The organism is Robertmurraya siralis (assembly GCF_005502275.1).
Taxonomy (GTDB): Bacteria; Bacillota; Bacilli; order Bacillales; family Cytobacillaceae; genus Robertmurraya; species Robertmurraya siralis.
Map to the genome: position 1 here is coordinate 160,785 of NZ_SWLZ01000007.1, position 19,069 is coordinate 179,853.

General features: G+C 36.6%; 18 protein-coding genes and 1 riboswitch. Of the genes, 11 read left to right on the forward strand and 7 right to left on the reverse strand.

Annotation, left to right across the window (positions count from 1 at the left end; genetic code table 11):
* Window positions 1-109 precede the first annotated feature (109 nt).
* Window positions 110-1,636: a glycine betaine uptake BCCT transporter gene (locus FCJ93_RS11445; RefSeq protein WP_095314635.1), complete on the forward strand. Its 1,527-nt coding sequence runs from the start codon at window positions 110-112 to the stop codon at window positions 1,634-1,636.
* A gap of 144 nt (window positions 1,637-1,780) precedes the next feature.
* The gene (locus tag FCJ93_RS11450) at window positions 1,781-2,401 is read left to right on the forward strand and encodes a YitT family protein (protein ID WP_095314634.1); all 621 of its coding nucleotides are present in this window, start codon (window positions 1,781-1,783) and stop codon (window positions 2,399-2,401) included.
* A gap of 257 nt (window positions 2,402-2,658) precedes the next feature.
* On the opposite strand, the gene FCJ93_RS11455 is transcribed toward FCJ93_RS11450, so the two are convergent.
* From FCJ93_RS11455 to FCJ93_RS11465, 3 genes are read right to left on the reverse strand one after another with little or no spacing between them, the layout of a single operon-like run.
* Window positions 2,659-3,345, reverse strand: a complete 687-nt coding sequence (locus tag FCJ93_RS11455) for a phosphoadenylyl-sulfate reductase (protein ID WP_235879462.1) — start codon at window positions 3,343-3,345, stop codon at window positions 2,659-2,661.
* A gap of 25 nt (window positions 3,346-3,370) precedes the next feature.
* The gene (locus tag FCJ93_RS11460; protein ID WP_095314632.1) at window positions 3,371-3,910 is read right to left on the reverse strand and encodes a histidine phosphatase family protein; all 540 of its coding nucleotides are present in this window, start codon (window positions 3,908-3,910) and stop codon (window positions 3,371-3,373) included.
* Complete coding sequence (locus tag FCJ93_RS11465) at window positions 3,892-4,662, reverse strand: phosphosulfolactate synthase (protein WP_095314631.1); 771 nt, start codon at window positions 4,660-4,662, stop codon at window positions 3,892-3,894. The genes FCJ93_RS11460 and FCJ93_RS11465 overlap by 19 nt, the downstream gene beginning before the upstream one ends.
* Window positions 4,663-4,951: 289 nt before the next feature.
* On the opposite strand from FCJ93_RS11465, the gene FCJ93_RS11470 reads away from it, so the two are divergent.
* The 3 genes from FCJ93_RS11470 to FCJ93_RS11480 all read left to right on the forward strand — a co-directional run bounded on the left by FCJ93_RS11470 (window position 4,952) and on the right by FCJ93_RS11480 (window position 8,057).
* Entirely contained in the window at window positions 4,952-6,178 is a 1,227-nt protein-coding gene (locus FCJ93_RS11470) for an MFS transporter (protein WP_235879463.1), read from the forward strand.
* A gap of 111 nt (window positions 6,179-6,289) precedes the next feature.
* Window positions 6,290-6,571 (forward strand): hypothetical protein, encoded by a 282-nt coding sequence (locus FCJ93_RS11475; protein ID WP_095314629.1) that lies wholly within the window; start codon window positions 6,290-6,292, stop codon window positions 6,569-6,571.
* A 307-nt stretch (window positions 6,572-6,878) separates the two neighbouring features.
* A complete protein-coding gene (locus FCJ93_RS11480) occupies window positions 6,879-8,057 on the forward strand; it encodes a sensor domain-containing diguanylate cyclase (RefSeq protein WP_137743729.1) in 1,179 nt (392 codons plus the stop codon).
* Between the two features lie 45 nt (window positions 8,058-8,102).
* On the opposite strand, the gene FCJ93_RS11485 is transcribed toward FCJ93_RS11480, so the two are convergent.
* On the reverse strand, window positions 8,103-8,507 hold the full coding sequence (locus FCJ93_RS11485) for a hypothetical protein (protein ID WP_095314627.1): 405 nt from the start codon (window positions 8,505-8,507) through the stop codon (window positions 8,103-8,105).
* A gap of 953 nt (window positions 8,508-9,460) precedes the next feature.
* On the opposite strand from FCJ93_RS11485, the gene FCJ93_RS11490 reads away from it, so the two are divergent.
* Window positions 9,461-9,748: a CotD family spore coat protein gene (locus tag FCJ93_RS11490; RefSeq protein WP_095314626.1), complete on the forward strand. Its 288-nt coding sequence runs from the start codon at window positions 9,461-9,463 to the stop codon at window positions 9,746-9,748.
* A 701-nt stretch (window positions 9,749-10,449) separates the two neighbouring features.
* Window positions 10,450-11,745: a hemolysin family protein gene (locus FCJ93_RS11495; RefSeq protein WP_137743730.1), complete on the forward strand. Its 1,296-nt coding sequence runs from the start codon at window positions 10,450-10,452 to the stop codon at window positions 11,743-11,745.
* A gap of 92 nt (window positions 11,746-11,837) precedes the next feature.
* Here the strand turns inward: FCJ93_RS11495 and FCJ93_RS11500 are convergent, their stop codons facing one another.
* The gene (locus FCJ93_RS11500) at window positions 11,838-12,194 is read right to left on the reverse strand and encodes a response regulator (RefSeq protein WP_095314624.1); all 357 of its coding nucleotides are present in this window, start codon (window positions 12,192-12,194) and stop codon (window positions 11,838-11,840) included.
* 66 nt (window positions 12,195-12,260) lie between these two features.
* A riboswitch (cyclic di-GMP riboswitch) is annotated at window positions 12,261-12,345 on the reverse strand.
* A gap of 89 nt (window positions 12,346-12,434) precedes the next feature.
* Window positions 12,435-13,043, reverse strand: a complete 609-nt coding sequence (locus FCJ93_RS11505; RefSeq protein WP_095314623.1) for a cupin domain-containing protein — start codon at window positions 13,041-13,043, stop codon at window positions 12,435-12,437.
* Window positions 13,044-13,211: 168 nt separating this feature from the next.
* On the opposite strand from FCJ93_RS11505, the gene FCJ93_RS11510 reads away from it, so the two are divergent.
* From FCJ93_RS11510 to FCJ93_RS11525, 4 genes are all read left to right on the forward strand, one after another.
* Window positions 13,212-13,901, forward strand: coding sequence for a response regulator transcription factor (locus tag FCJ93_RS11510; protein WP_095314622.1), 690 nt, complete (start codon window positions 13,212-13,214; stop codon window positions 13,899-13,901).
* A 3-nt stretch (window positions 13,902-13,904) separates the two neighbouring features.
* Window positions 13,905-14,909: a sensor histidine kinase gene (locus FCJ93_RS11515; RefSeq protein ID WP_137743731.1), complete on the forward strand. Its 1,005-nt coding sequence runs from the start codon at window positions 13,905-13,907 to the stop codon at window positions 14,907-14,909.
* Window positions 14,910-15,007: 98 nt separating this feature from the next.
* Window positions 15,008-15,691 carry an ABC transporter ATP-binding protein gene (locus FCJ93_RS11520; protein ID WP_137743732.1) on the forward strand — a complete coding sequence of 228 codons (684 nt, stop codon included), beginning with the start codon at window positions 15,008-15,010 and terminating at the stop codon, window positions 15,689-15,691.
* A complete protein-coding gene (locus FCJ93_RS11525) occupies window positions 15,688-18,270 on the forward strand; it encodes an ABC transporter permease (protein ID WP_137743733.1) in 2,583 nt (860 codons plus the stop codon). The genes FCJ93_RS11520 and FCJ93_RS11525 overlap by 4 nt, the downstream gene beginning before the upstream one ends.
* 101 nt (window positions 18,271-18,371) lie before the next feature.
* On the opposite strand, the gene FCJ93_RS11530 is transcribed toward FCJ93_RS11525, so the two are convergent.
* Window positions 18,372-18,824 carry a hypothetical protein gene (locus tag FCJ93_RS11530; protein WP_137743734.1) on the reverse strand — a complete coding sequence of 151 codons (453 nt, stop codon included), beginning with the start codon at window positions 18,822-18,824 and terminating at the stop codon, window positions 18,372-18,374.
* Window positions 18,825-19,069: the final 245 nt, after the last annotated feature.

Sequence of the window (19,069 nt, forward strand, 5' to 3'; positions counted from 1 at the left end):
GTACTGAAATATCGTGCATCATTTCTACATAAATCTTATAGTTCTAAGAAAAAATAACTTAGACTTTTCTTACTTATCATTATGAGTTAAAAGGGAGAAGGGAATAATAATGAAGAAAATTTCAAATGTATTTTGGATTTCAATTGCCCTTATTCTTGTGGCTGTCATATTTGGGGTGACAGCTCCTAAAACGTTTGAGGAAGCGACGGGCAATATACAACAATTTTTAACAACTGCTTTCGGCTGGTATTATTTAATTTTGGTGACGATTATTGTCGTTTTTTGTTTATTTCTTATCTTTAGTCCAGTAGGGGCAATTAAACTGGGCAAACCGGATGAGAAAGCAGAATTTTCTAGAGCGTCGTGGTTTGCAATGCTTTTTAGTGCAGGAATGGGAATCGGTCTTGTTTTCTGGGGAGCGGCTGAGCCTCTATCTCATTTTATTGACCCTCCTTTAGCAGAGGGAGGGACGGCTTCTGCGCATAAGGAAGCGATGCGTTATACTTTTTTTCACTGGGGAATTCATGCTTGGGCAATTTACGCCTTAGTTGCGTTAGCACTGGCCTATTTTCAGTTTAGAAAAGGTGAAGCAGGCCTCATTTCTTCGACTCTTAAGCCAGTATTAGGAAAATGGATGGATGGGATTTTAGGAATGATTGTGGATGTCTTAGCAGTTTTTGCTACAGTCGTTGGAGTAGCTACTACACTGGGGTTTGGGGCGGCACAAATTAACGGAGGGTTATCCTATTTATTTGGAATACCATCAAATTTTGTTACTCAGTTTATCATTATCTTCATCGTCACCGTCTTATTTATGATATCTGCAGGGACTGGTTTAAGTAAAGGAATTAAATATTTAAGTAATACAAACATGGTATTAGCAATTGCTTTATTATTATTAATGTTTATTGTAGGCCCAACCATTCTAATATTAGACATGTTCACTGACACGATCGGGGGATATATTCAAAATATTATTCAAATGAGCTTCCGCATTGCTCCCTTGAATGGTGAGCATCGGGAATGGATAAACGGTTGGACTATATTTTATTGGGCTTGGTGGATTTCATGGTCACCATTTGTAGGGATTTTTATTGCTCGTGTTTCAAGAGGACGGACTATTCGCGAGTTTATTATTGGAGTTCTTTTACTTCCAGCTCTAGTGAGTTTCTTTTGGTTTTCAGTATTTGGAAATTCATCGATATCGATTCAATCATCCGGTGCATTGGATCTGACACAGTTTTCCACAGAGGAAGTGTTATTTGCTGTCTTTAGCCAATTTCCATGGTCCATGTTCCTTTCCGTTGTAGCCATTTTGCTTATTGCCCTGTTCTTTATTACATCTGCAGATTCGGCAACATTTGTGCTCGGTATGCAAACGACATATGGTTCCTTGACACCACCGGGAAGGGTAAAATTCACTTGGGGAATTGCCCAATCCACAGTGGCTCTCATCCTCTTATATAGTGGTGGATTACAAGCATTACAGAATGCCCTAATTGCTGCGGCGTTTCCGTTCTCCTTTATAATGCTTTTGATGATGATTTCTTTGTTTAAATCATTAACAAAAGAGAAAAAAGAATTGGGATTATACCATAAACCTAAGCCGAGGAAAAAGCCAGAAGCTAAGGCTTAAATATTACGAGGTTCTATTCAATACAGGAAAAGGAACATAATTTCTTTTTTCACAACATAAAATGGACAAGGGGAGATGTCCGATAGGGGGGAACGCAATGAATGGCTTGTACGAAAATATGAGTGAACCTTTCGACTAAAGGTAATGAAGAAGATTTTTTTGGTTTATTCCTTCCTATTACTTGGTGCGATCATGCAAGGAATGGCGATGTCTATTTTTTTATTTCCACATTCCATTCCTTCTGGTGGTGCTGCAGGTATAGCCATTCTAGTTAACCACTGGTTTCACTTGCCTTTAGGATTTTCTTTGTGGTTATCTAATGTCGTATTTCTCGTCTTTGCTTTAAAGTATTTCGGCTATACGTGGACATTTAGAACGATTCTTGCGGTCGCAGCTACTTCCATGACAGTTACATTAATTTCGACCACTTTTAACAATATTCCCCATATTCATATTTTGCTCGATATTGCTGTAGGAAGTGTCCTCTTTGGTATTGGAGTTGGAATTCTCATTCGCACAGGTGCTTCGAGCGGAGGAATGGTGATTCCGGCATTGATGATTGCTACCTATAAAAATTGGAGTCCTGGGAAAGTTATGATGGGGATTAACTTACTGATCTTTCTCTTAACTTCTTTTGTGATTGATTATAAAATTGTTTTTTTTGCTGTCATTTGCCAACTTATTTCTACGAATGTGATTGATTTAATCTATCAATTAAAGATTTATTCCACTACTTTTTTAACACCTAGTTGGAGAAGAAAATAGATAAGAGAAGTGGCTAAGAGATAACAAAAACAAAATTTATCGGACAGTTTATAACCTGAAGGGTAAAGAGTACAATCTAATGGTAAATCAGGGAGAGTTTGTGCGCATGAACGAGCAAAGGAAGGCAACACGAGAGGCAACAGCTTAAGCAAGATGAAACAACAGCCCTATCTGCAAGCTTAAAGTGTTAACTAGAGGGTGTCCGAAAAGGCATAGCTGTTTGGACAACCTCTTTCTATACTTTTTAAAATGCGGATTTATTCTTTTGCTGCTACATGCAATCCACATTCGGTTTTCGTTTGACCTGCCCAACGGCCATCACGGAAGCTACCCGGTTGCGTGCATGGAGCACATCCGATGCTGGCATATCCTTGGTCGTGCAATGGATTATATGGAAGATTGTTTAATTTTATATATGTGATAACATCGTCCCATGTCCAATGAATAAGAGGGCATATTTTGATTTTCTTGAATTTCTCATCCTTATTGATGTACTGTGTGTTGCTCCTTGTTGGAGATTGGTCACGCCTTAAACCTGAAATCCAAGCTTTTGCTTCCTTCAATGCTATTTGCAGAGGAAGAACTTTTCTGATGTGGCAGCATAGATTGGGATTGTGCGTCCAAAGCTCTTCGCCATGTAGTTCTGCTTGCTGATTCAACGAAAGTTCAGGCTGAAGAATTTCTATTTGTAATGATGGATAACGCTTCTTAACTTTTTCAATCAAACCATATGTTTCGTTAAAATGGAGCCCAGTATCGAGAAAGGTAATTTTGCCTTTTTTGTTGACTTTATGAATGAGATCAATGAGAACGATTCCTTCTGCTCCGAAGCTGCAAGCATAGACAATTTCATCACCATATTCTTGATAGGCCCATTTCAGAACTTCTAAGTAATCTGATCGTTCATCAAATATAGGGTTACTCCAATTATCATAGGTTAACAGGGCAGACAAAAAAATCACTCCATTCCTAAATATCAACTGTGATGAATTCAAGTGAAATGCATTCGTTATTTTTTACTGTCATTTTATTCATAGCATTGATGTGGCCAAAGCGATGATAGGACCTTAACGCGCGTATCCAGGAGCCGTGGCCAAATACGAGTAAATGGGAAGCGTTATTGTACTTGTTTAAAAAATATATGATTCTTTTTTTTAGATTTGAAAGACTCTCGCCAAGTACGATTTTTTCCGGTTGTTCACTCCAAAGCTCACCGTATTCGGAGAGCAGTTCATCTTTCGGACGACCTTCAAAAGGCCCGAAGTCCAACTCATCTAATAATGCTTCTTGAACGGGCGTGTAGCCATAATGTTCTGCTGTTTGCTTCGTTCTTAAGAGACTGCTGCAAAGCACATGGTCAAAGGACTTTTCTGATAAAAGTTTTGCATTCTTTGCAATATGCATTTGCTCTTTTTCTGTGAGAGGAAGAATGGGAAAATCTCTTTTTCCTTGTAATCTTTGTATAATATTCCACTCTGTTGGTAGATGTCTTATAACGGTAATATCCATTCTTGTTCCTCCAAGTTAAAAGTTTCACTTCTTAAGCCACGACGTTGAGTCTCCAAAATTAAAACATCTGAAATTTTTACATTTCCTAAATTGACGTTAGAGCCAATACAATTGATAAAGAACATTTGATGTTTTGGCGATGGTGCTTCAAAAATCACTTTTTTCCAATCAACATCCTCGAGAAGTTCGAAAATTAACTCTGATTTAATGGTACCGTTGTTGTCGTAGATTCCGGCAGTGCCAGAATCTCTTCCTTCCGTAATCACATATTCGCAACCAGCATCAAGCAAGGCGTTAATTTCTGTTTTCCAGTCACAAATCGGCATCTCGTTAAAGGAATCTTTTGAGCCTACTTCGGCAATTACATGGAAATCTTGCTTTATGATTGAAATGATTTGCAGCCGTTCATGAAGGGGAATATTTAATGTACCATTCGAAACTTCAACCCATTCAATATTGAGTTCTTTAAGCCAGTTCAGATATTCAGTTATTTTATTTTGTTGATAACATTTCTCAAATAACGTTCCTCCACAGTAAGCTTTAATATTATAGTCTCGGTAAAGCTTTATTTTCTCTTTCAGATTAGGAAAAACATAAGCAGTACCGATACCTAATTTGGCAATATCAATAAGCTGGTGATAGTCCTCAAGGATATGTTGTAAATGGCCAATGGGCGTTCCAAAATCAACGATCGAAGTAAGCCCAAAGCTTCTAGTTCCTTTTGTTCTTGATGGTAATTGCAAAAAATCCATACGGATCGTTCCTCCTCATTTTTTGAACGCTGCCCTTTATTTAGAATTAGATTACAGAAAATTTGTGATTACTGTATAGTTCATCATTATCACAATCTTCACTTGTAAAATTAGCCTATTCAAAAACTGGGTGAATGTGTATATATTGGGCTCTTTTGACTGGATTTAGGCTTGGGCATGAGTGTATAAACTTTTATTTTGATTCAAACAATAAAGAAGTGTACTATCAAAAATCTTGATTTTCATCTAAGGGGGTGTTCGAGCATTGGTAAAGCAAAAACATAAAGGAATGACAATTTTTGCAATAGGCTCAATTCCGCTCATTCTTGTTTTAGGAAATTCGATGCTGATTCCAATTCTTCCAAAGATGAAAACAGAGTTGGATATTTCGCAATTCAAAGTAAGTCTGATCATTTCTGTGTTTTCCATTGCAGCGGCGATTTCTATTCCTGTACTAGGTTATCTCTCGGATCGCTTTTCACGTAAGGCTATTATCATACCTGCCCTTATCCTTTATGGGAGCGGTGGACTGCTTGCAGGAGCTGCTGCAGCTTGGTTTTCAAATGCTTATACGTGGATTATAGCTGGGAGAATCATGCAAGGGCTTGGAGCTGCTGGTACAGCCCCAATTGCGATGGCACTGACCGGAGATTTATTTAAAGGAGGGGAGCAAAGTAAAGTACTTGGTCTTGTCGAAGCTTCCAACGGATTTGGCAAAGTGATAAGTCCGATTATCGGTTCATTATTTGCGCTACTGTTTTGGTATGCAGCTTTTTTTGCTTTTCCCGTATTTTGTTTAATTTCGGTACTCCTAACCCTCTTCTTTATAAAAGAAAAAAAAGCACACAAAGAGCCGCCTCCTGTTGGAAAATATGTCAAAGGGCTTGTATCCGTTTTTAAAACAGAAGGGCGTTGGTTGTTCGTTGCCTATTTAACAGGTGCGACCTGCTTATTCACTTTATTCGGTATCCTGTTTTATATTTCCGATATTTTGGAGAAAGAGCATCAAATTGATGGTGTGTTAAAAGGAGGAATCCTAGCAATTCCTCTCCTATTTATGACAACAACTTCGTATATAACTGGGAGCAAAATTGGCAAAAAAATGAGATTGATGAAAGCACTTATCGTGTTAGGACTTCTTCTTATGACGATATCTTTTTCCACTCTTGTCTTTTTTGAAAAATTAATTCCTTTTTTCTCTGTTCTTGTGATCAGCAGTATTGGGACTGGATTAGTTCTCCCTTGTATAAATAGTTTTATTACGGGATCCGTTTCAACGGATAAGCGAGGTTTTGTTACCTCTCTATACGGTTCTGTTCGTTTTTTAGGAGTTGCGATTGGTCCTCCAGTGTATAGCACTTTAATGGAATGGTCTCGAACAGGGATGTTTTTAACGACAGCCGCATTAACTTTATTGGTCGCCTTACTATCACTCGTCTTTATTCATGTCCAAAAAAAGAAAACGTCAGAAGAAAACGATCAGGATTCACTGTTTGAAAAGTTGCAGTTTACTTAAGCCGTTTGCCATTTGGTGGTGCTCTTTTGTGAAATGGACGTAATTCACTTTGAATAACTGGTTTCTTTTTCAGCCCTTCCCTTTCATTGATACGGCAAAGGAGATGATACTGTGCAAATATATTTTTCACCTGAAGTGATGACAGCAGAGTTTCAAGTGTTGAATATTGTTAGTTCGGAAAATAAGGCGGTAGGGAATATTGCTTTTTTATTTGACGAAAAAAAGCTATACGTATATGGGATTTTGGAAGAGGAAGGAGTCAGAGAGGATTTTAAGGATTTGGTTAAACCATATGTAAAAGGGCTTGCGAAGGCAAAAGAAGGCTTAGAAATCTATTCTTGCCTCTATGTTGGCTGTAAAAAAATCGAATTAAAAGTTGAAGAGGATAAATAAGGTGGGTCCTTCAAGTTGGAGGCTCCCTTTTTTTATTTTTCGACCTTTGCGATCCTGGGAAGCAGCTATCGTTGGACAAACTTTTTCTTTATGTTACCATCGGAAGGTTATACGAACAATGTAGCCTTAATGATGACGAAGGCCTCTTGTTCTTTTAATTTTAAACATATGCTTTCTGAAGCCAAACAATGAATAGTTATTCTAAATTTGTCTAATAACAAGGCGAGTGGTACGATAACGATTGTGGACTTGCTTCCCGATAAAACGACAAAAATCGCTATATAAGTAGATTTTAAAGGAGAACATTATGGAACGTCCGAGTTTTGTCAAAATTACCGCCATTTTACTGTTTACACTTGTTTTGCTTGCCTATAATTTTTTATTAGTAAATTCATTAGAGGTTATTACTGTGATTATCATTTTTGCTGGTACGATTAGCATTTGGTCGTTTGTCGATCTTTATCAAAGAACAAGTGAAAAAGCGGCTTTGTACGATTTAATGAAGAAAGAGCTGGACTCTGTTAATGAAGAAAAACGGCTGATTGAGGTTGCTCTCGATACAGTTGAGGATATTGCAGTGTTTTCTTATAGTACCGAGACAGGGGATTTTTATATTTCCAAGGGAATTGAACATATATATGGTTATCCATATCAAAAGATTAGAAATGATAAAAATTTATGGAAACTTATTGTTCATCCCGAGGATATTGAAAAGATTGAGAAAAAGATTGGTCAATGGACGACAGGAACTGTCGCTTCGACAGAAGTTCGAATTATTCGTCCAGATGGAGAGGAACGCTGGATCATTTTTCGAGAGAGTTCCGTTAAAAATGATGTCGGCCATGTAGTGAATATCACAGGACAACTCATTGATATAACAGAAAGAAAAAAGCTGGAGATGAAGTTAAAACATCTTGCGTTTTTCGATGAATTAACTGATTTAGCAAACAGAACTCTTTTGGAGCGGCATTTAAAAAAGGCGCTTTCTCGCTCAAAGCGACTTTCTCAACCATTAGGGGTAATGTTTATCGATTTAGACGGATTCAAAAAAGTGAATGATACGATGGGGCATGAAACGGGAGATCTATTATTGAGAGAAGTAGCGGTTCGATTAAAAACTTCCGTTCGGTATGAGGATTTGATTGCGAGGTTAGGTGGCGATGAATTTATCATTTTATTTGAAGAAACAAAAAGAGAAGATATTCAGGATATCGCTGAGCGGATTTTGACAAATGTTTCTGTTCCTTATTTGCTTGGAGATAAACAGCCAAAAGTGACCCCTAGCATAGGAATTGCCATGTATCCAGACGACGGGGAAGATCAGGAAACATTATTAAACAATGCAGATAAGGCTATGTATTATGCGAAAAGCAAGGGGAAAAACAATATCCAATTTTATATGGAAGAAATACCTAATCTGCCGGTGAAAAAGAATGGTGTGCTTAAGAAAATATTTAAACAATTACAAATGAATTTTTCCAAGTGAATACAAGGCCCCGATTTTTAAGAAATCGGGGCTATCTTAACTAATTTAAGGTACGAGCTCATCAAACCTTTTGCGCATTGCATCCTCTAAAACTCTTTCCCCGCCAATAGCTTCAACAATTCCACCAAGGGATTGGATCCAATCCCCGGTAACGGCATGTCTTTGACCGTAAAAAAATGCTGATTCATCCTCGGTCACAAGTTGTTCAGAGAGACCAATCGCTTCCAATAATGTGCCAATTACTTGAATCCATACTCCTTGAACGATTTCAAGGGTGCCGGGCACTTGCTCTTCTAAATAGTATAATTTTGTTAATGCTGCAGCTTCTGCTAATCCTGCAAAGGCTTGGATCCAAACATTGGCGACAACTTGCTGTCTTAACCTTAAAATTCTTAACTCTTTCTCTTCTTCCGTTAATATGGGCATTTGTTCTTTTTGGATTTTGTCCACGCCACTCCTCACTCCTCAAGTCTCGATTCTTTATAACATATGCTTTAGAAGCTTTTTTTGTTGATGGAGATGGAAGAATGACTTTTGCAAAAGAAAAATATCCAGCTTTTGACTGGATATTTGAAAGGAATATTATGAGGGTAAATGAAAAGGCAAGCTTTTCTTAGTTTTTATTATAGCTGGTAAATATGAACAGACTATGAATAAATACGTAATAATTAATGAATGACATTAGTTTGGTGCCCGAGAAGGGATGTTAGCTTGGATAGAGCTTTACCCATCCATGTTCCTTCACTTTGTTTTTTAGTTCCTCCCAAAATGGCCTTTTTAAAAATGATCTCTTATTCACATTAAGTCAATATATCACTGGAATGTTTTCGCTGATGTTCGTTAAACACATAACCATGATGGATGTAACTTTGGTCGTGGGTCTGTTGCTTTTACTCATGGAGGTAGGGTGTGAATCGGTTTGTGTTCTGAAGTCTCCGGGAGTGGAAGCTCCTCTTTAAACAGTATTTTCTTTAATATATTTTTTGATGTGAAGCTAGTTTTTCCCATCATTTAGTAGATTTTTTATAACGTGATCTGTAGTTGTATTGAAGGAGATTTCTATTAAAGAATGTCATCTGCTATTTCAGTATAATAAAGCGAGAATTCTATTCCTTCTCCAATGTGGAGATTTATTTTTTGTACCGAGTCAAATCTTGTTACTGAATTATTGAATAATGCCTCAATTTTATTTGGGGAGGACTCAATTATTTCGATATAATTAGCATATGATACAGCGTAATGGAATTTTTATATTTCTTTCAACAGAGTTTCTTTTTTTAGTATATTTGCTTTAAGGCTCTCTTATTAATTATTGAAAAATAATAAATTCAACTAAGGAGAATCTTTCTCTTTTTACATATGATGTAGCGTAAGACAAATAGAAATAGAAAGGAGGAAATGCTATGAGTAGAAAAAATTGTGGATGTGAGAAATCACGTGGAAATGTTCAGGGTGATAAAACAATTGTTTCACCAACAGAAACAATTGTAAAGGTGCATACAACTAAACGCACGGTTAGACGAATCCACCCTACTGAAGTTATTAACGTTAACCGAACAGTTGTAAGAAATGAAAATTTCTACCCTGTTACCCAAAGACAGGTAAATGAAGTGGTAGAGGAAAATTACGATTGTGGAAGTGATGTTAATAATCCAAGATGTAGACGAGCTGGAGGAATGTTCAGCTTGTAATCGGCAAGCATAGGAGCACCTGCTTTTTAGTAGGTGCTTCTTTTTTAAGTAAATGGAATTGTTAAAAGCATAAAATGAATAAGATAAGATAAATAAAAAATAACTGTGCTATATACATAAAGAGCTTGAATCATCGAGCCTTAATAAATAGGCTCTGTTATATGTCGGTGTTGATTTTGGGATCATTTTAACAATAATTCTATTTAACAAAGCCAATAAATAAAATAAAGCCGTTGAAGATTGAAGTCATTTTTTATATTTGCGCTGAGGTAATGAAATTGAAATGGTGAATTAGCAGAAAAAGCTAATGTTACGAGGAGCACAATAGAATAATTATACACATTTAGGTTTGTTACGGCATAGCGTAACTATCGCTATTATGATTATTCAACGATTGAAAGAATACATTTTATTGAAGAGCGGAAAACTGAAAGTAGGACGCTCGATGAGATTAAAAAAGAGATTAACGAAAAATTTTCTGAAGTAATTGATGTATTAGAAATCCGTTTAAAAAATGCGAGGGTTAAAAAAGTGTGTGCAGTGATTGTATCTCAACTTGAGCAGACTGATGATAAGAAAAAAGAACTTCTGAAAGTTGATACAATCATTGTTGCTGCTTAGTTGAACTGAACAAGATGAATATAGCAAGTAAACGAACTTTACTAGGAGGTGTACGTCTTACTTTTGTGTAAGACCAATGATTGACAACTATTAATTTATTTTTAATTGTTTTATTAATTGCTTTAACAGCATTTTTTGTAGCAACTGAATTTGCGATTGTAAAGGTACGTGTTTCACGAATAGAACAGCTCATTTCAGAAGGAAAAAAAGGAGCAGTTTCGGCTAAAAAGGTAGTAACACATCTTGATGAATATTTGTCAGCATGTCAATTGGGGATCACGATAACAGCATTAGGGTTAGGTTGGCTAGGCGAGCCGACTGTTGAGAAATTATTACATCCGCTTTTTGAATATTTTCATTTAAATCAATCCCTTAACCACATATTATCATTTGCCATTGCTTTTGCTTTAGTTACTTTTTTACATGTTGTGATTGGGGAATTGGCACCTAAAACGGTTGCGATTCAAAAAGCTGAAGCAGTCGCACTTTTGTTTGCAGTTCCAATTATTTGGTTCTATAAAATCATGTTTCCGTTCATTTGGTTCTTAAATGGCTCAGCTCGAGTGCTTGTTGGTTTATTTGGTCTTAAACCAGCTTCTGAGCATGAGGTTGCTCATTCTGAGGAGGAACTTCGCATTTTGTTATCGGAAAGTTATAAGAGTGGGGAAATCAATAAAAATGAGTTAAAATACATGAATAATATTTTTGAATTTGACGAAAGAATTGCCAAAGAAATTATGGTTCCGAGAACAGATATTGTCTCTTTATCCATTGACAGCTCGTTGGAAGAAATGATCAATACGATTAAAAGAGAGAATTATACGCGATATCCAGTTGTGGACGGGGATAAGGATAATATTGTTGGAATCATTAATGTGAAGGAGTTTTTAACAGCCACTTTGCATCAGCAAAGAACAGAAGAAAAATTTAGGATTGCTGAATTTATCAACCCGGTTATTCGAGTTATTGAAACGATTCCTATTCATGATTTGCTCGTAAAAATGCAGAAGGAACGAATTCATATTGCTATTTTGATGGATGAATACGGGGGAACCTCGGGGCTAGTAACCGTTGAGGATATTTTGGAAGAAATTGTTGGCGAGATAAGAGATGAATTCGATGACGACGAAATTCCAGATATCAGAAAATTAAGTGAGAACCATTATATTTTGAACTCCCGTGTTTTGATTGAAGATGTAAGCGAGTTATTAGGCATTTATCTGCCTCATGAAGAGGTTGATACAATTGGCGGTTGGTTTCTAACGCAGAACATTGATGCTGAAATTGGTTCGGATATTGAATATAATGGCTACAATTTTAAAGTTCTAAGTAAAGAAGGGCACCAAATTCTTTATTTAGAAGTTGCTAAAATTTAATCTATAACAAATATAAAAAGCACTTGGATGTAATCCTTGTGCTTTTACATTTGATTATGTTAGGATATGACGCATACTTTTTCAAGGCCTTATCAAAATAATTTTTTCATTGCGGGGATTAGTTGGGAGAAATGAGGTTTTATGACAAAATCTTTCGCACCGAGCTTTAACGCTTCGATTATAAGTCTTTTTTGGCCCATTGCTGAATAAATAATGACATTTGCATTCGGATCAAATTGAATAATTTCCCGCAATGCATCTAATCCATTCAATATAGGCATGGTTAAGTCTAGCAAAACAATGTCAGCGCGTTTTTCCTGAAAGATAGTAACAGCGCTCCTTCCATCAGCAGCTTCAGCAATTACATGGAAACCATTCTCGCTGACAAGGCACTTGATTAAATTTCGGGAAAATTTGGAATCATCAGCAATTAATACCGTTTTACACATTTTCTTCACCTTTCGCTATTAGATAAGGCAAATTAGCGAAAAAAGTGTTTCTCATAAATACCCTGTTTTTGCAACCCGGCTGCCATAACTATTAAGTCTTAGGCCCGTGGCTTTGCGTCTCTTACTTTCGTAAAATTTGCCCGAAGGTAATGATAACATGGCAAAAAGAGATTTAGCAAACTAAATTAATATTAAGGAAAGATGCTTTTAGAAAAAAAGTATTATGGCGTTTAATCATGTTCAAAAGCGATGTTCAGGTTGTTGATGTGCAAAAGGATGGGTAAGCGGCTCGGTACGTGTTTGTTTTTTCTTGTTTTTATGACAGTTCTTATATGGACCAATATACGTGCTTGGCTGCACCGGTTGAACGGTCTTAATCCAGCTTGGTTCATCGATACAATACGTATGAGCGACGATATTTGCTGGAGTGAATTTGAGCAGATCAGAGCCTAAGATCACCTCGGGAGTAGGGGCATTAAAGATGGCAAGTAAATGGGTATTATCTGTTGTTGCCACCTCATAATGCCACCACGCTTGTGGGACATTTGCGACTTGACCAGGTGTTATTGGATAATTTTGAATTTGTTTTGTGAAGGGGTTAAGAATGGAGACGATTGCTGCTCCAGATATACAGTAAACAAGCTCGGCTGCATTTTGATGATAATGTGGTTCAATGACATTATTCGCGCTTAAAAATATATCGAGAAGGGATGTATTTTCCAATGTATTGAGCTGACGTATACCTAATATATTAATGAGGTTGTCATTGTCCTTTTTGAATAATGTACTTTTATTGACGTCAAAAGTGTACTGCAAGGATGGTGATGTGTAATCTAAGTAGGCAGTCATATTATTTTCACCTCTTTTTTCACATTTGAAAACTCTTAGGCATGTTATGCAATTGAGGTACTTTTCGTGTTTTGTACAATTGCAAGCAAGAATCGCTACTATGCCTTTGACGCTAACGTGGCGATAAAATATGATAAACATAAGAATCCCGTGTAAGGACGTGCTAGAATGAAAATTTTATTAGTTGAGGATGATAGGACGATTGCTGCTGGCTTAGAGTACTCCCTGCAGAAGGATGGGTTTGAAACAGTGCTGTATCACGATGCTAAATCAGCTGAAAGCTTTTTAACAAAGGGATTAAATGAAGTTGATTTGTGTTTGTTTGATTTATCCCTTCCAGATGGTAGTGGTTATGAGCTATGCCAAATTGTTAAAAAACACAGTGATAAGCCCGTTATTTTTTTAACTGCATTCGATGACGAGGTCAATGTTGTAATGGGGCTTGATATGGGGGCTGATGACTATATTACGAAGCCTTTCCGAATTCGTGAGCTTATATCTCGAATTAAATCTGTTCTTAGAAGATATAACCTGCATCTGCAAACGCAGCCCAAAACGGTCATTGAAATCGGAAATATCGGCATTAATACGTTAGAAGGAACAGTTTGGAAAAATGGGGAGGAGGTTCTTTTAACGGCATTGGAATATAAATTACTATTAATTTTTGCTAATCACCTTGGACAAGTTTTGACAAGAGTCCAGCTTTTAGAACGAATATGGGATGTCGCTGGTGATTTTGTCAATGATAATACGTTAACAGTTTACATAAAACGCCTAAGAGAAAAGCTAGAAGATGATCCGCAAAGCCCAACAATCATAAAAACCGTAAGAGGTATAGGCTATAAGGTTGGTGAATAGGGAATGCTTCGCAATCGTGAAATCCGTTTTTTCATGCTCGTACAATCTATGATCGCTGTTATAGCGGCAGTAATGACTGCAATCTTCTTTTCGATAAAAGTTGCCATTGCAGTGACGATCATTTCTGCTGTTTTTATCATTGTCTCTATCTCTTTCACTAAATGGCGTTATTCTGAATTAAAAAAGCTCTCTAGTTCCATTAGAAAAATTATAAGTGGAGATTATAGTCTTGATGTTCGTGATAATCATGAAGGGGAGTTAAGTATATTAAAAAATGATATTTATAAAGTGACATTCATGCTGTCTGAACAAAGCTCCTTATTGCAAAAAGATAAGCTGCGGTTAACGGATGCAATTTCAGATATATCGCACCAATTAAAAACACCGCTTACCTCGATGATCGTTATGTCTGATTTAATAAGTGATCCCGCTCTAGATGAAGACAAAAGAGCTGAGTTCACAAGAAATATGCGCATGCAATTAGAAAGAATTGAGTGGCTCGTTTCCTCATTGTTAAAATTGTCAAAAATTGATGCAGGCACAGTTCTATTTAAAAAGGATAGAATTCCTGTACATTCATTAGTTAAAAAAGCTGTTGAGTCTATTTTAATTCCCATCGATATTAAACGGCAGTCTTTAATAATATCTGGGGATGAAAATGCGATCTTTATCGGTGATCTTAATTGGACGGTAGAAGCGTTGATCAATATTTTAAAAAATTGTGTAGAGCATACCGATGAAGGTGGTCATATTGCTATTTCTTTTTTAGAAAATGCACTTTATACAGAAATTACGGTTCAGGATGATGGCAAAGGAATCGACAAAGAGGATTTGTTTAACATTTTTAAACGATTTTATAAAGGGAAAAATGCGGGAGAAGATAGCGTTGGAATAGGGCTTGCCCTATCGTACAGTATCATCACCAACCAGCAAGGAGATATTGAGGTAAGAAGTGAAGTTGGCAAGGGAACCACTTTCCAAATTAAATTTTATAAACAAGTGATTTAGTTGGTGTATAAATGACTAGATTGTCACTTTATAGTCACCTAAAAGTCATTTTAGACAGATATACTAAATAGCAATGACAAATGGTGGAGGTTTTTTGCATGGATATTTTAAAAATAGAAGATCTGTCTAAAGTGTATGGAAAAGGGGTTACAGAGGTAAAAGCGTTGGATCGGGTATCGTTTTCTGTAAAAAAAGGAGAATTCGTTGTGATCATCGGTCCTTCCGGTTCAGGGAAATCAACTTTGCTTCATTTATTAGGCGGAGTTGATCGACCGACAAGCGGGAATGTTTTTATCGATAATACAAATATTTATGAGCTGGACGAAACACAATTAGCTATTTTTAGGAGAAGGCAAATTGGTTTGATTTATCAATTTTATAATCTTATTCCGATCTTAACGGTTGAAGAAAATATAACATTACCGGTGTTGCTGGATGGGCATAAGGTAGATGGCAAACAATTAGATGAGATTGTGAGAATTCTTGGCTTGAAAGAGCGCTTAAGCCATTTGCCGAATCAATTATCTGGTGGTCAACAGCAGCGTGTTTCGATCGGACGGGCACTGATCAGCAATCCGGCTATTATTTTGGCTGATGAACCGACAGGAAATTTGGATAGTAAAAATAGCAGCGAAATTATGGAATTGCTCAAAATGTTCAATAAAACTTTTAATCAAACACTCATCGTTATCACCCATGATGAACGTATTGCTTTACAGGCCGACCGTGTTATTTCAATTGAGGATGGTAGGATTGCCAAAGATGAGGTGCTCCGTCCATGAATATTGTTAATAAACTAACGATTAGACATTTACGCAAGAATAGAAGAAGAACTCTTATAACGATTATCGGAGTTATTATTTCCGTTGCCATGATCATGGCAGTTTCGACTTTAGCAGTTTCCTTTCTTGATTTAATGAAAAGGCAATCGATCGCTTCTAATGGTGAATGGCATGTTCAATATTCAGATGTAACAAAAGAGCAACTGGAGACGATCGCAAAGGAAGAATCCACGAGCAAGTTAGTCGTTTCAAGAGATCGTGGCTATGCAAAGTTAGCAAATTCCCAAAATAAGAATAAACCATATTTGTTTGTAAAGGAACTTAGTGAGCCAGGATTTGAGCAATTTCCAATTGAGTTAAGTGAAGGACGGCTTCCACAAGCTGCTAATGAGATCGTTATTTCAGAGGAAATTAAAAATGATGCTGGTGTAAATTACAGGATTGGTCAAAAAGTCACTCTCGATTTTGGGAAGAGGGTTGTAGAAGGATACGATGATCAGTTGAGGCAAAATGATCCACTTGCCAAAGATGAGAACGGGGTAAAAGAAGAATTAGTAATTGAGGATTCGCAAACATTTACGATTGTTGGTGTCATTAAAAGACCAATATGGGAATCTACTTGGTCACCGGCTTATACAGTTATCAATTTAATCGAACCGAATTTACTGTCCAATGACGATGTGGTCGATGCTGTTGTCGTTGTCGATAAGATCAATCGTTCTCTTTATAAAACCGTTGAACAAGTAGCAAGTGAAAATAAGATAGAGACAATTAAATTTAATAAGGAACTTCTACGTTTTTATGGAGTAACAGATAATGATGAATTGCAACGAACATTGTATTCCCTTGCCTGTATCATCATGGTTGTAATCGTAATCGGTTCCGTATCTCTCATCTATAATGCCTTTGCTATTAGTGTATCGGAGCGGGCAAGACATTTAGGAATGCTTTCTAGTGTAGGGGCAACGAGGAAACAAAAACGCGATTCCGTATTCTTTGAGGGAGCAATCATTGCTTTAATAAGTATTCCCATTGGAATTGTTGCAGGATTAGGAGGCATTGCTGTCACCTTTTTGTTTATTAATTCCTTGATAGAAGGAGCACTTGGAGTTACCGAGAAATTAGAAGTAGTCGTGACACCGTTGTCGCTCTTGCTTGCATGTGTGGTTTCGCTGTTGACAATATTTATTTCCACCTTTTTACCCGCGAGAAAAGCGTCAAAAATTGCTGCGATCGATGCGATTCGACAAACTCAGGACATTAAACTATCTGGCAGAACAGTAAAAACATCAAAGCTAGTAAGAACAATTTTTGGAATTGAAGCAGAAATTGGTTTGAAAAACATGAAACGTAATAAAAGAAGATATAAAGCCACTGTATTTTCATTAGTCATTAGTATTGTTTTGTATTTATCGGTCTCTTTTTTTACAAGTAATATTAGTAAGTCCGCCCAATTGTCACAGGACGGAATCAATTTTGACATCCAAGTGGAAGTGAATGAGAACGATTTGACCAACGAGGAACTACAATCCCTCACAGGTTTGACGGGAATTACGGATTATAGCATTCAAAAGAAAATGCAGTTAATGGCACCAATAAAAAAAGAAGCGTGGCCAAAAGAGCTTCATGACATCATGGAGAATGAACAATCTCAAGGAGATACGTATGATTTTGTCATCAATCTATATGGACTTGATGAATCGAGTTTTCAAAGATATGTAGAGCAGATCGGCGCAAATAAAAATGACTTTGAAGACAACTCAACCATTAACGCTATTGTGATTGATGAGATTAAATATCAGGATTATCGTTTAGGTAAATTTGTTGAGACAAAGGCAATTGAGATGACACCAGGGGAAGTGTTGGATACGGTCGTAATGGATGATGACAGCGAAGAGGAAGTATCCCATCAGCAAATAAAGCTTGCAGCGTTAACGGACCAAGTTCCAATGGGAATAATGACATCAGGTGTAGGAGCATTAGAAGTGATCGTCCGAGAAGAGGTGCTCGAGCAAATAATAAAGGAGGATGTTTCCGATTCAGTGCAGACAAACTTATTTATAAATAGCTCTGATCCGATGGAGACACAGAAGGCGCTCGAGGCTCAGGTTTCCACTACTACTTATGTCTATAATGTTTCTTTGCAGAAACAGAAAGAGGAACAGTTTATTATGCTTTTATCTGTGTTCACTTACGGGTTCATTGCCTTAATTTCATTAATTTCTGTAGCCAATATATTTAATACGATTTCAACAAGTATATCTTTGCGTAAACGTGAGTTTGCGATGTTAAAATCAGTTGGAATGACGCCAAAAGGATTTAATAAGTTGATCAACTATGAAAGTGTTTTTTATGGTGTGAAAGCATTGCTTTATGGGCTACCTATTAGCGCAGTGGTAATGGCGCTTATACATTGGTCCTTACAAGGCCCCTTTTCCTACGGATTAATGGTGCCATGGATGAACATTGTTTATGTCATTATCGCTATTTTTATCATTGTAAGCTCGGTGATGCTGTATTCGATTCGGAAGATCAAAAAAGAAAATATCATTGATGGTTTAATACAGGAGAATATTTAGAAATCAATAAAGCATCATTTGCGCGGGGAGAATCGTTTTTTTCTTCTCAGCTTGTAAAAGGCACTTTCCCAATTATTTAGGAAAGTGTCTATTTACATTTTTTAATGCTCTCGAAGCTTGTTATAGCCTATTTGAAAGAGGTAAATCAACATAGATAACGCTTGTTGTATTAGAAATATACCAAAATAATTTATTTTATTAATATCGAAGATCCCAAATTTTTCATATAATCCCATGAATACAAAACAATAGACCAGATCGCTAACCAAATTAAGAATCCAGTATACCCAAAAATTTCCGAAAGTAAGGTACAAAAAAAACATCGGTAACGCAATGTACAATCCATACGTAGCTGGGGGAACATTTGTGAGAGGCACAATCGTTTCTTTTACTTTTACAATATCCCATCTTTCATAAATTTGAAATACGATCGTGATTAAAAGTGAGGAAAATAACCCTGCTGGTAAAAATTCACTCACCCGCTGTTTATCTAAAAAAAATAATAAGCCCCATGGGAGAATCAACATCGCCCATAAAATAATTTGATTTAACATAAGACAATTTCCCTTCATGTTTTATTATTAGTGTGTGCGGAAACCCTTATCTTTATTAGGAAATTGCTAAAATTAGATATGTGCAGATTTAGTTCAAATGAGATCTGTGGTTATGTAAATGCAACAACTTTAATCAAGAAGCATTTATACAACAGTGTTAAAATTTAGCCCGGATTGAAGAAAAGCAATCGTTCTCCTATTGATTTCTTGAGTAAAATCCGTTCTTCATTAGAGCGAAAAGGCAA